16 protein-coding genes are annotated in these 14,132 nt (G+C 70.5%); 5 read left to right on the forward strand and 11 right to left on the reverse strand.

The genetic code is table 11. The annotated features are described in order from the left end of the window. The first annotated feature begins 41 nt into the window (after positions 1 to 41). Positions 42 to 716, forward strand: coding sequence for a dienelactone hydrolase family protein (locus ACYVOM_RS17955; RefSeq protein WP_460304544.1), 675 nt, complete (start codon positions 42 to 44; stop codon positions 714 to 716). A 74-nt stretch (positions 717 to 790) separates the two neighbouring features. Further along, positions 791 to 1,321: a bactofilin family protein gene (locus ACYVOM_RS17960; protein WP_460304545.1), complete on the forward strand. Its 531-nt coding sequence runs from the start codon at positions 791 to 793 to the stop codon at positions 1,319 to 1,321. A gap of 422 nt (positions 1,322 to 1,743) precedes the next feature. On the opposite strand, the gene ACYVOM_RS17965 is transcribed toward ACYVOM_RS17960, so the two are convergent. The 3 genes from ACYVOM_RS17965 to ACYVOM_RS17975 all read right to left on the reverse strand — a co-directional run bounded on the left by ACYVOM_RS17965 (position 1,744) and on the right by ACYVOM_RS17975 (position 3,955). Beyond that, complete coding sequence (locus tag ACYVOM_RS17965) at positions 1,744 to 1,926, reverse strand: DUF397 domain-containing protein (protein ID WP_460304546.1); 183 nt, start codon at positions 1,924 to 1,926, stop codon at positions 1,744 to 1,746. A 69-nt stretch (positions 1,927 to 1,995) separates the two neighbouring features. Then, positions 1,996 to 2,733 (reverse strand): DUF5753 domain-containing protein, encoded by a 738-nt coding sequence (locus tag ACYVOM_RS17970; RefSeq protein ID WP_460304547.1) that lies wholly within the window; start codon positions 2,731 to 2,733, stop codon positions 1,996 to 1,998. A gap of 634 nt (positions 2,734 to 3,367) precedes the next feature. Beyond that, a complete protein-coding gene (locus ACYVOM_RS17975) occupies positions 3,368 to 3,955 on the reverse strand; it encodes a TetR/AcrR family transcriptional regulator (protein WP_460304548.1) in 588 nt (195 codons plus the stop codon). 57 nt (positions 3,956 to 4,012) lie between these two features. Between ACYVOM_RS17975 and ACYVOM_RS17980 the strand changes: the two genes are divergently transcribed. After that, on the forward strand, positions 4,013 to 4,663 hold the full coding sequence (locus tag ACYVOM_RS17980; protein ID WP_460304549.1) for a TetR/AcrR family transcriptional regulator: 651 nt from the start codon (positions 4,013 to 4,015) through the stop codon (positions 4,661 to 4,663). Between the two features lie 77 nt (positions 4,664 to 4,740). Here the strand turns inward: ACYVOM_RS17980 and ACYVOM_RS17985 are convergent, their stop codons facing one another. The 4 genes from ACYVOM_RS17985 to ACYVOM_RS18000 all read right to left on the reverse strand — a co-directional run bounded on the left by ACYVOM_RS17985 (position 4,741) and on the right by ACYVOM_RS18000 (position 7,962). After that, complete coding sequence (locus ACYVOM_RS17985; RefSeq protein WP_460304550.1) at positions 4,741 to 5,379, reverse strand: hypothetical protein; 639 nt, start codon at positions 5,377 to 5,379, stop codon at positions 4,741 to 4,743. Then, complete coding sequence (locus tag ACYVOM_RS17990; protein WP_460304551.1) at positions 5,376 to 6,512, reverse strand: TRAFAC clade GTPase domain-containing protein; 1,137 nt, start codon at positions 6,510 to 6,512, stop codon at positions 5,376 to 5,378. Before ACYVOM_RS17990 ends, ACYVOM_RS17985 begins: the two co-directional genes overlap by 4 nt. 113 nt (positions 6,513 to 6,625) lie before the next feature. Beyond that, positions 6,626 to 6,958: a carboxymuconolactone decarboxylase family protein gene (locus ACYVOM_RS17995; RefSeq protein WP_460304552.1), complete on the reverse strand. Its 333-nt coding sequence runs from the start codon at positions 6,956 to 6,958 to the stop codon at positions 6,626 to 6,628. Next, a complete protein-coding gene (locus ACYVOM_RS18000; protein ID WP_460304553.1) occupies positions 6,955 to 7,962 on the reverse strand; it encodes a nitroreductase family deazaflavin-dependent oxidoreductase in 1,008 nt (335 codons plus the stop codon). Before ACYVOM_RS18000 ends, ACYVOM_RS17995 begins: the two co-directional genes overlap by 4 nt. Before the next feature lie 68 nt (positions 7,963 to 8,030). Between ACYVOM_RS18000 and ACYVOM_RS18005 the strand changes: the two genes are divergently transcribed. Next, positions 8,031 to 8,624 (forward strand): TetR/AcrR family transcriptional regulator, encoded by a 594-nt coding sequence (locus ACYVOM_RS18005; protein ID WP_460304554.1) that lies wholly within the window; start codon positions 8,031 to 8,033, stop codon positions 8,622 to 8,624. Between the two features lie 10 nt (positions 8,625 to 8,634). Here the strand turns inward: ACYVOM_RS18005 and ACYVOM_RS18010 are convergent, their stop codons facing one another. After that, positions 8,635 to 9,027 (reverse strand): SCP2 sterol-binding domain-containing protein, encoded by a 393-nt coding sequence (locus tag ACYVOM_RS18010; RefSeq protein ID WP_460304555.1) that lies wholly within the window; start codon positions 9,025 to 9,027, stop codon positions 8,635 to 8,637. Between the two features lie 27 nt (positions 9,028 to 9,054). Further along, positions 9,055 to 10,434 (reverse strand): AarF/UbiB family protein, encoded by a 1,380-nt coding sequence (locus tag ACYVOM_RS18015; protein WP_460304556.1) that lies wholly within the window; start codon positions 10,432 to 10,434, stop codon positions 9,055 to 9,057. A gap of 101 nt (positions 10,435 to 10,535) precedes the next feature. On the opposite strand from ACYVOM_RS18015, the gene ACYVOM_RS18020 reads away from it, so the two are divergent. Beyond that, positions 10,536 to 11,987, forward strand: coding sequence for an ABC1 kinase family protein (locus ACYVOM_RS18020; protein ID WP_460304557.1), 1,452 nt, complete (start codon positions 10,536 to 10,538; stop codon positions 11,985 to 11,987). Positions 11,988 to 11,997: 10 nt separating this feature from the next. On the opposite strand, the gene ACYVOM_RS18025 is transcribed toward ACYVOM_RS18020, so the two are convergent. Next, entirely contained in the window at positions 11,998 to 12,648 is a 651-nt protein-coding gene (locus tag ACYVOM_RS18025) for an aggregation-promoting factor C-terminal-like domain-containing protein (protein ID WP_460304558.1), read from the reverse strand. Between the two features lie 57 nt (positions 12,649 to 12,705). After that, complete coding sequence (locus ACYVOM_RS18030; protein ID WP_460304559.1) at positions 12,706 to 13,896, reverse strand: M20 metallopeptidase family protein; 1,191 nt, start codon at positions 13,894 to 13,896, stop codon at positions 12,706 to 12,708. Positions 13,897 to 14,132: the final 236 nt, after the last annotated feature.

Genomic DNA, 14,132 nt, shown 5'->3' on the forward strand with positions numbered 1-14,132 from the left:
CCCGCCGGCCGCGGCGCCCCCGCTCCCCCTGAGGAGGAACGATGGGCAAGGGCCATCTGTCCGTACCGTCCGGCACGGGCCCGTTCCCCGGGGTGGTCGTGCTGCACGACGCGTTCGGGATGACGGGCGACGTCGCCCGGCAGTGCGCGCACCTCGCCGCGAACGGCTACCTCGCCTATGCGCCCGCGCTCTACGAGGGCGGCAACCCGCGCTGCGTCAAACAGGTCTTCCAGGGCGCGCTGAAAGGCACCGGCCCCGTCTTCGACCGGATCGCCGAGGCCCGCGACATCCTCGCGGGCCGCTCCGACTGCACCGGCCGCGTCGCCGTCGCGGGCTTCTGCCTGGGCGGCCAGTTCGCCCTCATCGCCGGCGGCCGCGGCCTCTTCGACGCCGCCGCCGTCAACTACGGCCTCGTCCCCAAGGACCTCGCCCCTCTTCTCTCCGACCCCTGCCCGGTCGTGGGCAGCTTCGGCGCGAAGGACACCATCGTCCCCGTCGCCGACGTGGAGCGCCTCAAGGCGACCCTCACCGCGGCGTCCGTCCCGCACGACATCAAGGTCTACGAAGACGCCCCCCACGGCTTCATCCAGTCCCACGGCCAGCCCTACAAGGCGATGATCCGAGTCGGCGGCATGCACCACGCCCCCGAAGCCGCCTCCGACGCCTGGACCCGCATCTTCACCTTCTTGGAGACCCATCTCGCCCCGACGCCCTGAGGCGTCCGGGCGCATGAGAGGTCCCTCATGATCGGCTCATTTCCGGCTCACCCCCTCTGGCCAGGATCAACGGCATGAACAAGAAGCTTCTCGCCATGATCCCGCTCGCCTTCGCCGCCACCCTGTTCGTCGCGCCCCCGGCGTTCGCCGACGACGATGACGACGACACAGTCTTCTGCCGCGGCACCATCGGCGCCCGCTCCCTCGACGCCGACGTCGTCGTCCCCAAGGGCGCGACCTGCCGGCTCAACGGCACCCGCGTCGACGGCGACGTGAAGGTCCGCAAGAACGCGACCCTCCTCGCCAAGGGCGTCCGGATCGACGGGAACATCGAGGCCTACGGCTTCACGAAGGTCGACGTCACCACCCGCAGCGGCGAGCGGCCCGCCATCGACGGCGACGTCGAGCTCGTCCGCGGCGCCACCGCCCGCGTCCACCGCGCCCTCATCGACGGAGACCTGGAGGCCTACGGCAACAGGTCCCGCGTCACCCTCCAGTCCAACTCGATCGACGGCGACCTCGAATGCGGTAACAACCGCCACAAGCCCAAGGGTGGCAACAACACCGTCGAAGGCGACAAAACCGGCCAGTGCCGCACCCTGTGACCCTCCCCCCGGCCCCGCACCCACGGGAGCGCACCCTTCCCTGAGGCAGCGGCCCCAGGCGTCCACGACGTCGCCGGGGCCCACGCGACGCCGACGCAGCCGGGGCGGTTCGTCCAGACAGACGCCGCCCAAGGCGGCCACGACCAGTCCTGCGCCGGCGGAGCCGAAACTCGGAACCTGAGCGGCGACGGCATGCAAGGCGCCCAGGTCGCGGGATGAACTCGCCAGGCGCGGAGCCCCAACGACGTCAGGGCCGGTGCAGAGGGCGGCGCGAAGGTCCGCGGTGGCGTCCGGCGCGGACGCCGCGCAGGCGCTGAGAGACGCGGGCGCCGACTCCGCGCCGGAGAGCCCGGCCGACACCCGCCTGGCGGTCAGGTAGGTTCCGGAACTGCCCTCCTGAGCGCTCTGGCCGCGTGACGGACTCAAGTCTTGAGGCGGCCGACGAGGCGGGCGAACGGGCCACGCCCGACGACCGGATAACCCCGCCGCACGTTCTTCGAGTCCCGAAGGCCCACGCCTTCCGCCATCGCGGCGAGTTCGACGCATTCCTCAGAGGTTCCGCCGAGGGACTTGCTCGACTTGCGCCAGATGACTTCCTGGGTCACATGCTCTCCATGACGGTCCTGATGAGGTCTCGTGACGAGTCTGCGGGGAGGGCCCGAGCCCCTATCCGCTCAAATCGGCGGAGGAGTTCTCCTACCTTTGTCCACGTCGAGTTCTAGCCGTCCGCTGACGGCGGCCTCCAAGAACCCGATGGTCCCTTCCCTGATGCTGATGATCTTGAACGCCCCGTCCAGGCCCACATGTGCGCCCGTCCGATTGGGGACCACGCGCAGGATGACGTTCCGGCGGGTGGACATCGCGATGAGGTGTGCAAGTTGTTCTCGCATGACGTCGCTGCCCCCGACGACGGGAAGGAGCGCGGTCTCGGCCACCAGTGCCCAGAGTTCGGGAGGGGTGGGTGCTCGGTCGAGAATGGCAGTGCGTCTCATGCGCTTTTCGACAGCTTGGTCCGGGTTGTGAACTCCCCCTGCGAGAAGTAGAGAGCGGGCGTAGCCGGGGGTCTGGAGGTGGAGAGGTGTGAGGCTGCCGTCGAAGGTGCGGATCACCTCGGATTTCAGCTCCCACTCGGTGTAGTGCTTCGACCAGTCGGGGTCGTGGCCCATGCGGGCATACCAGAGCAGGTTGCCCAGCAACCCACCAGTTTGCCAGCGTTTGTCCAGGAGTTCTGCCTCGTGATCCTTGAGGGCTTGCTCGGCCATCTCCAGTCTCGAAATCGATGGGCGCGAGCATTTAAGGATCCGCGCGAAAGTGTCCCCGGACTCGCCCGCCTTGTCTCGGTAGAACCGCAGGTATAAGGCCATGGAGTGCCAGAGGTTGTGGCGCGGGTCCGGGCTCTTCTTGATGTGCATGGGTCCACTCTCCGAGGCGTTCGATTTCCAGGATTTCCATGGAAGTCCTCAAGGCTGACTCGAAATTGTCAGACTGCATCCCAGAACGTCCAAGCAGGTCAGGCAAGGAGAATGCGAGGAGGAGTGATGCTCATGGTCGGGATCGGCATCCGGCACATTTCGCAGATCGCGCGCGGATTCGCCCTGGAGTCGGTGAGCGTGCGGGAAGCGCGGAAATGGGCCGTTCGGCGGAGATCGGCGGGGAGGGGACGCATCAGATCGCATTCAGCGTGGTGCGGTGCGGTCTTCGGTGGCCGCGCCCGTCGTCTACGTCGTAGATCCGTGTCCTACGCCCCTGTGCGCGGGGGACTGCCTCGCGGGGATCGAGGGGGCGCCGGGGCTTGGGGAGGTGGCCGAGGACTCCGAGTGCGGGAGGGGGGGCTCGGGATCATTCGGGCCTGTGCCGTCGATTCGGGGGCGATGTGTCTGCACACCGGGTTCAAGGCGGTGCGGGCGGCGCTCGGGGAGGACGCGTGAGCGCCGCGGTGGTCGGGCTCGCGACCGTTCTGCCGGTGCTGGCGGCCGGAGTCCGGGCGCTGTACTTCGAGGCCCGGTTCGTGCGGCGGGTCCATTGAGGAGGCCGGGTCGCGCCGCGTCAGCGGGCCAGGCGGGTGAGGATCTCCGTCGTCTGGTGGATGAGGGCTCGGGCCTCTTCGGGGGAGTCGGCGATCGAGACCTCGCGGCCGGCCTCGCCGATGGCGGTCGTCAGGATGAGGGCGAGCATCTTGTTCTGGTCGGCCAGAAGGCGGGTGTTCTGGGCGAGCCACTGGCGGAGGCGGGAGCGGCGCATGAGGCCGAAGCCGGAGGGGCCCTCGCCGGCGACGAAGAGGCGGCTGGTGCGGCGGTCGGTCCAGCAGACCTCAAGGAAGGCCTCGGTGCCCTTGATGAACAGGGCGATCGAGTCGCGTTCGCCCGCCGCGCGGGCCGACTTCACGGCGTTCGTCGCCTTGTTCTCCTGCTCGGCGGTGTGCTCCTCCCAGAGGGCGAGGAACAGGCCGGACTTGCCGCCGTAGTGGTGGTAGAGGCTGCCGACGGAGATGCCGGACCTTTCCACGATCTCGGCGATCCCGGCCGCCTCGTAGCCGCGGTCGGCGAACACCTCGCGGGCGGCGTCCAGCAGCGCCCGGCGGGTGGCGTCGGCGCGCGCCCACTGGGTGCCGGTCCGCACCCGGTTCTCGCTCATGGGCCGACTCTAAACGGTTACCGGCCGTACGCGTACGCGGCCACTAGGATTACCGCGATGCCTACTTCGACGTGGTTCCGGTTGAATCCTGCCAAGCGGGAGCGGGTGCTCCAGGCCGCGCAGCGGGAGTTCGGCGAGCACGGCTACTCCACCGGGAGCCTCAACACGATCGCCCGCGAAGCCGACATCGCCAAGGGCTCCCTCTTCCAGTACTTCGACGACAAACTCGAATTCTTCACCTATGTCGCCGAGGAGACCGCGCGGCGGATCCGCGACGAGATCGTCAAGGGCATCGCGGAGAGCGACTTCGACCAGCCGTTCACCGCCTGGCTCGGCGACATGTGCTGCCTGTGGGCCGACTACTTCGCCGCCCACCCGCTGGAGCGCGCGGTGACCGCCGCGATGAACCTGGAGATCGACAACACCGTCCGGACCCTGGTGCGCGAGCCGTCCAACCAGTACTACCGCGAGGCGATCCACCCGCTGCTCGCCCGCTGGCGCGAGCGCGGCGAGATCCGCGCCGACCTCGACGACGAGGCGGCCCTCGCCCTCCTCATGCTGGTCCTCCCCCACCTCGCCCTCGCCCCCTACTACGACGGCCTCGACCCCGTCCTGGGCCTGCGCGGCAAGACCCCCGAGACCCAGTACCCCATCATCAGATCCTTCGTCGCCACCCTCGCCCCCATCTTCGAGGCAAGACACCCCTGACCACCCACCGCACAAGCCGTCGGCCGGGACGACCGGGAGATCCGGGCCAAGGCCGCGGGTGCAGGATTCGGTGGCTCCTAGAGGATCAGCAGGGTCAGCAGCAGGACGGCCAGGAGCAGGCCGGCGACGACGGCGGCGGGAGTCGTCAGGGCGGCGCGTGCGGGACGTCCGGCGGGAGTCAGCGGATCGGCGGGCGGCCGGGGTCCTGCTGGAAACGGGCCGCTCGGAGGAGCGGCCGCTGACCTCCTCGTGACATAGGGCGGGTCGGTGATCGGATCGAGTTCCCCAGGGAAGACGGCAGCGGGGAGGGCCTCGGAGCGCTGCACCGGGTGGTTCGGGTCGTCGGCCTGCCAGAACGCGCTGAGCGCGGGGACGGTCTGCTTCCGGAGCTCGTCGAACAGGGCACCGCCGAGGCGCGCGGCGGGCTCGGCGTGGACGACCACGCCTTCGGTCAAGCGGACCGGCCGCCCGTAGCGGTCGAGGACCGGGGTCCCCTCAGCGCCGACCTCGTCCTCCGACAGCGCCGAGACCCGGTAGACGAGCCACAGTCTGCCGCCGTCCGCGTCGGTGACCTCGCGGACGTGGGGGCGCGGGCCGATGTCGTCCACGGTCCCCTCGGAGAGCACCGACGCCGCGATCCCGGGCGGCGCCATCACCGTCCGGTAGCCGTGCCTGCGGCTGCGCGTCACCGCGAACGGCCAGGCGGCGCCGCTCACGGCAGGAAGCTCTCGGTGAGCCGGGACTCCGGGTGGTTCTTCTCGAAGTCGCGCAGGGTGGCCCCGAACAGGTCGAAGAGTCTCTCCAGCGCCTCCTGCTCGGTCAGGGAGTTCTTGGCGTCCTTGCGCAGGTCGGCGACGCTCCGGTTCAGCCACTCTTCCCCGTGCTTGAGCGCTTCCCCCGCCAGGGTGACGCAGACCTTCGTGACGGATTCGGGGACCTTCGCGTAGCGGGACGCCACTTTGATCGCCACCTCGATGAGAGGCAGGCCCGTCCGGATCAGCTTGACCACGCCGCGCAGGCGCTCGCGCCGCTGGGTCGGCCTGTCGGCCGGATCGGTCTCGACGGCGTCCGCCGCGTCGGCCAGGGCCTGTTCGATGAGGTCGCCGACGACGGCCATGAACGGGATCTCGACGTTCAGGGGCCTGGGTTGCTGCCCGGTCTTGACCGGGAACCCGAGCTCTCCTGGGCGGGTGAAGCCGCTGCCGACGGCGGAGACCGGGATCAACCGGACGGTGCCGCTCAGTTTCGGGTTCTCCTGACGGGTCGCCAGAAAATCGGCGACGTCGTCCTCGGCGCGCAGCCGGGAGACGACGTCGCCGAGGGTGAAGGGGAGGCCATCGAACAGGTCCCACTTGGTGAGCACGAAGTGGACGACCGCGTTGCTTCTCCCGGCCAGCGGGAGGATCTCCGCCAGGTCGGCGCGCAGTTCCCCTCCGCCGTCCAGGAAGTCGATGACCTTCTCGCCGTCGAGCAGGACGAGAAGGAAGTCCGACGTTCTGATCTTCTCGAAGAGTTCGACCGCGGCGTCCGTCGTCTCCCCGTCTTCCTGGGGTTCGGTGATCAGTTCGCCCGCGTAGTCGAGGTAGTCGATGGAGAAAGGGTGGAAGGTCTTCGCGGAGGTGGTCTTCACCGCGCAGGTGAAGTTCCAGGTCTGCCCGTCGCCCTTGCCGGTGCCGCGCGGCCAGTCCCTACCGGTGGACACTTCCCGGTAGATCTTGCTGAGCCTCGTCTGTTGCTGGGGCGGCAGCTCCACGAAGAATCCGGTGTCCGGACGTTCGATGCTGAGCCGCTTGTGGAGACTCGACAGGTAAACGGTCTTGCCGGAGCCCGAGGCGCCGAGGACCGTCACCGAGATGGAGGGCGTGAGGTTCCTGTCTTGGGCGGGCTGAGCACGGTGATCCAGAGGACAGGCCAATGCTAAAGCCCCAAGAGTGGAAATCTCTGTGTTTTCGGGAATGGCGTTCAGGTGGGGAAGTCGGTGGTTCGGGTGAGCATGGCCGTGGTGGCGCGGTCGCCTACGGCTAGGCAGAGGGTCGTCAGTTCCTTGGGGGAGTAGTGGGGGAGGAGGGCGTCCCAGGTGGCCGGGTGGATCATGCGGTCGGCGCAGAGTTGGTCGACGGCCTCCAGGAGGAGGCGGGTTCGGGGGTCTGAAGGGGCGGGGTGCGGCCAGGGGGTGGCCTCGATGTTCGAGGCGGTGCGGCGGAGGGCGAGGTCGAGGTCCGCGGAGGGGAGGGCGCGGCGGAGGGCGGCGTCGAAGTGGTGCCAGCGGCGGAGGAGGCGGCGCGGAACGGTCATCGGGGCTCTTCGATCTCGGCGACCAGGATCTTCGTCAGCTTCAGCAGGGGGCGGGCCGCGGCGGGGACGAGGTCGCCGGCGCTCGGGACGTCGGTGACGCGGACGGCCGTGATGCGGTGGAGGCGGCCCAGGCGCTCCACGCCGCCGCGGCCGGTGTGCAGGAGGTTGCGGACCCAGTCGGAGCGGTCGCCGTACGGGAGGGCGACGACCAGGTGGCGGCCGTTCCGGAGCGCCATGACGGGAGTGCGGTACACCTTTCCCGACTTACGGCCCTTGTGCACGATGACGGCGTAAGGCGGGATGAAAGGCGCGTAGTTGATCTGGACGCGGTTGAACAGGCGCCGGTTCAGAGCGGGCAGCGAGGCGGGGGTGAGCCTGTCGGAGTCGTCGGCGCGGCGCAGCCAGCGCAGCGGGCCCCGCTCGAACGCGCCCTCCTCCGGGACGGCTCCGGCGCTCTTGAGGAACATCGCGAGCATCTCGTAGTGCCCGACGAGCAGGCACAGTTCCGCGACGCGGGACTCGTCGAGGAATCCGCGCAGGTCGGCGAGGGTGGCGGCGGAGACGGCCCGGGAGGCGTGCAGTTCGTCGGCCGCGCGCAGGAGGGCGCGCTGGTGCGGGTGCAGCCCTGGCGCGTCGGGTCCGGCCGCGATCCGTTCGACGGTGTCGATGGACAGCCCGCCGAGGCGCGCGAGGTGCAGGTGGTGGGAGAACTCGTACCAGGCGCCGCAGTTCCACGCGGTCCGCAGGGTGAGGAGTTCGGTGGTGGCCCTGCCGAGCCCTGAGGTGACGACGGCGGCCGAGTACGGCAGGTAGGCGCGGAAGACGGCACGGTCGCGTCCGGTGAGGTCGGCGAAGCGGATGCCGCGGGTCCCGAAGAGGGGGGCGACGGCTTTGACGTACAGCCAGGTCCGCGGTCCGAGCGCCAAGAGGCCGCCCGGTTCGATCTTGGGCGGATCGGCGTGCGTCCAGTGCGGTGACGCGGCGAGTCTGGCGACGGCGTTCACGGAGCGTCCCCTTCCGACCCTTACACCGTACTACGCTCGATTCTGCGACAAACCAGTAGCATTGTTGCGTGCAGGCCGAGACAGAGCAGCGAGCGGGTGCCCTGCCCCCTGCGCCGGGGCCCGCTCTCGATCCCTATCTGGACGCGGCGGCGCGCTGCTTCACCCGGTTCGGGGTGGCCCGCACCTCCGTCCAGGACATCGCCCGCGAGCTGGGCGTCAACCGCACGACCGTCTACCGGCAGGTCGGCAACGTCAGGGCGACGGCGCTGCTGCTGGTCTCCCGGGAGATCGACCGGATCCTCGCCGCGCTGCCCTCCCGGATCGCCGGACTGACCGGCCCCGAGGCCGTGGTGGAGCTGCTCGCCACCGTCATCGAGGACAGCCTCGCCCATCCGGTGCTGCGCAAGATGCTCACCGACGAGCGGGACATGGTCGGCGCGCTGCTGGCGGGGGAGATCCCGCGGCTGTTCACCGAGATCACCGATCGGATGGCCCCGCTCGTGGGGCTGCTCGTCGGCCGCGGGGCGATCGCCGACCGCGATCCGGTGGTCGTCGCCGAGTGGCTGACCCGGATCGCGGTCACCGTCGTGGTGGCCGAGCCGCGCGGGCCGCTGCGCCGGTTCCTCGCCGAACTGCTCGTGCCCGCGCTGCGCCCCGCCTAGCAGGGTGGGGTCAGGCCGTCAGGTCCTGGATCTTCTGCTGGAAGGCCACCTGCTCGGCGGTCGGCTCGCCCTGGACGCCGATCAGCGCCATCACCTGGGCGGAGTCGCCCTCGATGGTCAGTTCGCCCGACATGATCGCGGTCATCACCAGCGACGGGTCGTTCTTCACGTACAGCCGCTCGGCCACCTCGAACGGCACGGTGACGGTGGTCGCGGCGGAGGCGTCGAGGCCGCGGGCGACCACTCCGGAGTTGGTGTGGACCTGGACGTCGCCGTCCGGGCCGCCCTTGACGATGAGGTTGATGAGCAGCCCGGCGAGTTCGGCCGGCGGCTCGGGCCATTCGGGCCGCAGGGCCTCGACGGCGTCCAGCCATGCTTCGGAAAGGAAGGCGTGCTTGGCCATGGGGGGATCTCCTCCGGGGGATCGGGCTCAGCCGGATTCGGCTGCGGTGAGGCGTCGGTTGATCTCGCCCAGGCGGGGCACCAGTGGCAGCAGCGCCTGGACGAAGGGCATCTCGGGGACAAGATGCCGAGTCAGCGCGCGGTAGGTCAAGAGGGCGCGCGCCCAGCCGATCAGCGGACTGGGAACGCGCAGGCCGTGCTTGCCCGCGAGGTCGCCGAGCACCTTGGCCGCATCGCCTCCGCCGCGCAGCAGCCGCAGCGGGGACAGCTCGGGCGCGGCCCTCAGGTCGGCTTCGAGGGCGGCCCTGTCGGTCGTGTCCGGGACGGCGCCGAGCCTGGCGAGCGCGTCGACCTGGCCCGCGTGGTCGCCGCCGAACAGGGCGGTCACGTAGTCGAGGAAGGCCCGCCGGACGGGCGGGGCGAGCCGGCCCGCGGTGGTGCATCCGGCGAGCAGGAGGGTGCCGTCGGGCAGCGCGAACAGGTGGTCGGGGCGCAGGTCGCCGTGGAAGACGCCGTCGGCGAGCGCGGACTCGACGACGAGGGCGAGGAACGAGGGGAGGGCGGCGCGGACGTTCGCGTCGGCTTCGGCGAGCGGCACCGCGCCGTCGGGGAGCGCGTAGGCGACGGCGCCGCGCGATTCCAGGACGGGTTCGGCGAGCCGCAGCGCGGGCCCGGTGAGGAGTTCGGCGAGTTCGGCGGTGTTGCGGGCGTCGTGCCGCAGGTCGGTCTGTTCGGCGGCGCGGCGGGCCGCCGAGCGCAGCAGCGCCGTCGGCTGGACGGTCCGGGCCTGCGGGAGCAGCGTGAGCGGCGCGACGAGGTTGGCGGCGAGCCGCAGGTCGTCGCGCAGACCGGACCGGGCGCCGGGCCGCACCACGCGCAGGTAGACGGCCCGCCCGTCGCGCAGGACGCCGCGGTGGGCCTGGTGTAGCGCCGACACCGCGAGGGGTGCGGGGTCGAATTCGGTGACGGCCCCGGGCAGGTGCCGCTCCAACGCGCGCCGGACGGCGTGGGGCGGGACGGGGTCGGGCACGACGGGTTCGGCGTCGAGGAGGTCGGCGAGGCCGCGCGGGGTGAGGCCCGCGGCGTCGCGCAGCAGCGCGGCGAGTTCGGCTCCGGCGGGGCCGAGGGCGGCGAGCTGGTCGCGCGCCCATCCGGCGGAGGCCTCGCGGACGGTGCTCTTGACGGCGTCGAGGGCGTCGGCGGGGTCGAGCGCGCCTTCGCCGGACAGGCCGTCGAGCGCGGTGGCCGGGAGCCTGCCGAGCGCCCAGCGGATCTGGCCGGCGGGGAGCGCGACGGCGTGGCGGGCGAGTCTGCCGAGGGAGGGGGCGCCCGGGGAGGCCCAGATCCGGGCGCGTGCTTCGAGGTCGGCGTCCCGGAGCCGTCCGTCGGACGGGATTTCGGCGTCCATGGGCGGACCCTAGACCAGGGTCCGAGTGAGATGCAACATATCGACGCTTTTGTCGCAGTGAGCTAGCTTGGGCGGTACTTCCCACCCCCAGGAGGCGACGCATGACCTTTCGTGGCCCTTACGCCGACGGCCCGAGTCCGGCCGATCTGGAGATCGTCTCGCCACGACTGGACGCGCTCGTCTGGACGGACCCCGCCCGCCTCCTCGTCGTCTTCTTCTCCCTGTTCGGGCACGTCACGCGGCGGCTCGCGCGCTGGGCGGCCCGCCGGGGGGAGAAGGACTGGCGGGACGGCGCCGCGCACGGCGTCGTCGACGCGTTCGAGGCGCTCGGCCCGACCTACGTGAAGCTCGGCCAGGTGATCGCCTCCTCGCCCGGCCTGTTCCCGCAGGCGCTCGCCGACGCCGCGCTGCGCTGCCTCGACGAGGTGCCGCCGATCCCGGGGCGAGCGGTGCGCCGGATCATCGCCGAGGACCTCGGCGCCCGCCCCGAAGACCTCTTCGCCGCCTTCGACGACGCCCCGCTGTCGGCCGCGTCGATCGGCCAGGTCCACGCCTGCCGGCTGCCCGACGGGCGGGACGCGGTCGTCAAGGTCCAGCGGCCCGGGATCGCCGCGCTGATGGCGACCGACCTGCGCGTCGCCTACTTCTTCGCCCGCAGGCTGGAGCGCCTGTCCAAGGTGATGCGGGCGGCCAGGCCGTCGGCGATGATCGAGGATCTGCACTCGGTCACCTTCCAGGAGCTGAACAGCGCGCTTGAGGCGCAGCGCCAGCACGACTTCCGCGAGCGGCTGCACGCCTTCGGCGACAACGAGGGAGTCACCGCGCCGGAGGTCTACTGGGACTACTGCGGTCCGCGCGTCATCTGCATGGAGCGCATGTACGGCACCCCGTTCGACGCGATCGACGGCTCCGGCGACATCGACGGCCCCGAACTGCTGGCCCGGGGGGTCAAGGCCTGGGTGGAGGCCGCGCTCGCGCACGGCGTCTTCCACGGCGACGTCCACGCCGGGAACCTGTGGCTCCTGGACGACGGCCGCATCTGCTACCTCGACTTCGGGATCATGGGCGAGCTGCACGGCCCGTGGCAGGAGCTGATGAGGGACATGTTCTACACGGGCATGTTCGACGCCGACTTCGGCAGGATGGTCCCGCACTACCGCAGCCTCGGGATCATCCCGGAGGGCATCGGCACCGACGCGGAGATCGCGATGCGGCTCCAGCTCGTGTTCGGGCCGCTGCTGAAGTCGGGCATGGCGGGGATCAGCATCGGCAAGACGATCACGATGCTCCTGGACATGGCCAAGCAGTACGACGCGGAGTCGCCGCGCGAGCTCGTCCTCATCAGCAAGCAGCTGCTCTACTTCGAGCGCTACTCGAAGAACCTCGCGCCCGACTGGGTGCTGTTCGCCGACAAGTCGATCGCCCGCAACGTCTTCCCCGAGGCGGTCGCCAAGGCCGAGGCGGAAGCACTGGCGGCCGGAGCACAGGCGGCTGAAGAGAAGGCGGCCGAGGAGAAGGCGGCCGAGGAGAAGGCGGCACAGCCCGCGGACTGAGCGGCCCGGCTCAGTACCAGTGGTTGTTCTGCCAGAAGGTCCAGGCGCCGCACGGGTCCTTGTAGCGGGCCTGGATGTAGGACAGGCCCCAGACGATCTGCGTCGCCGCGTTGGACTCCCAGTTCGGGCCCGCGGTGGACATCTTGGAACCGGGCAGCGCCTGCGGGATGCCGTAGGCGTCGCTCCACGGGTTGTCGGCCCGCTCGTTCCAGTTGCTCTCCTTGGTCCACATGATCTTCAGCGCGGGCCAGCACGCCGCCCATCCCTTGGCGGCGTTGAGCTTCTCGCCCGCGGCCATGTTCTGCTCGGAGCTCGGGTTCGGCATCTGCGCGAGCTTCTCCTTGGCGAGCTTCGCGTCGATCTCCGCCTTGTGCTTGCGGTACCACTCCTTCTTCTTGCGCGCCGCCTCCTTGGCCTTCTGCTCCTTGATGTAGGCCCGCTTCTTGGCCGCGGCGACGGCGTCGGCGACGAGGGGGTTCATGTCGTTGGACCGCACGAGGAGCAGCGCCTCGTTGGCCGACAGCTCCCCGTCGGCCGCGATCTTGGGCGGTTCGGCCTCGCCGAACTCCACCTCGAACATGGCCCACGCGAGCAGCCCCATCACGAGCGCCCCGATGGTGATGTTGCTCGTGAGGACCCGGCGCACAATGGACTGGCTCATGGACAAAGAGAATGCCCGCTCTTGACGGATGCCGTAACCACGAACCAGAGATTTCCCTCAGGCCCGGGACAGTCGATCAAGGGCCAGCGCGGCGTACAGGGCGCTGCCCTGGGCGAGGACCGAATCGTCGAACTCGGCTTCGGCGGAGTGGTTGCCGGGGGCCGTCGCGGGGTCCCGGTCGGGCGGGGTGGCGCCGAGCATGGCGAGGGCGCCGGGGACGTCGGCGAGGATGAAGGAGAAGTCCTCGGACGCCGGAAGCGGCTGGGGGACGTCGAAGTAGGCGCCTTCGCCCAGCAGCGCGCGGGTCGAGGCGGCCAGGTGGGCGGCCTCGGCGAAGTCGTTGACGGTGACGGGGTAATCGATCCGGTAGTCGATCTCGACGTCCAGGCCGTGGGCGGCGGCGATGCCCTGGAACACCCGGTGCAGCCCTTCGCGGACGCGGCCCTGGGACGCGGCGGAGAAGGAGCGGACGGTCGCGGAGAAGACGGCGTCGTCGGGGATGACGTTGGCGGCAGCGCCCGCGTGGATGCTGCCGACGGTCACCACGACCGGGTCCATCACGTCGAAGGCGCGGGTGACGAAGGTCTGGGCGGCGAGCACCATCTCGCAGGCGGCCGGGATCGGGTCGCGCGCGTGGTGCGGCATCGACGCGTGCCCGCCCGTGCCCCGGACGGTGACGGTGACGGTGTCGGCCGCGGCCATGATCGGGCCGCCCTTGCCGATGACGAACCCGGCCGGGAGCATCGAGGAGGACACGTGCAGCGCGTAGGCGGCGACGGGTTTCTGCCAGGTCGCCTCCAGCACTCCTTCGTCGATCATGAGTTTGGCTCCGGCGTATCCCTCCTCGCCGGGCTGGAACATGAGGATGACGCTGCCGGCGAAGTCCTCGGCGGACAGCAGCCGGGCCGCGCCGGCGAGCATCGCGGTGTGCAGGTCGTGGCCGCAGGCGTGCATGGCGCCGGGGGTGCGCGAGCGGTAGCCCACGTCGGTGTGCTCGTCGAGCGGCAGCGCGTCCATGTCGGCCCGCAGCAGGACGGTCGGGCCGGGACGGGAGCCGTGCAGGACCGCGGTGACCGAGCTGAGCGCCCGGCCCTTGGTGATCTCCAGGGGGAGGTCGCCGAGGGCGTCGAGGACCTTGTCCTGGGTCGCGGGCAGGTCGAGGCCGGTCTCGGGTTCGGCGTGGATCGCCCGCCGCAGGTCCACGAGGTCGTCTTGGAGGGCCGCCGCGGCGGTGAGCGTCACTGTCACAGACCGATCCAACCCTGCCTCGGCGCGGTAGGCAACGCTCCAGTAGATGTGAGGATCATTCACTTTCTCTGGTGGGAGAACACGAGGTACTGCCGTCCCGATCGGGCGATGGCACCAATCTGGAAACACCTATTCCCCATTTGGACTACCTGCCAGTAGAGTCGCGGCGGCCCCGCCTGATGTGACGCAAGTCGCCCTGCGGGGCGCGACGCACACCAGGTGGAAAGGGGTCTCGA

The sequence above is a fragment of the Actinocorallia aurea genome, assembly GCF_054783995.1.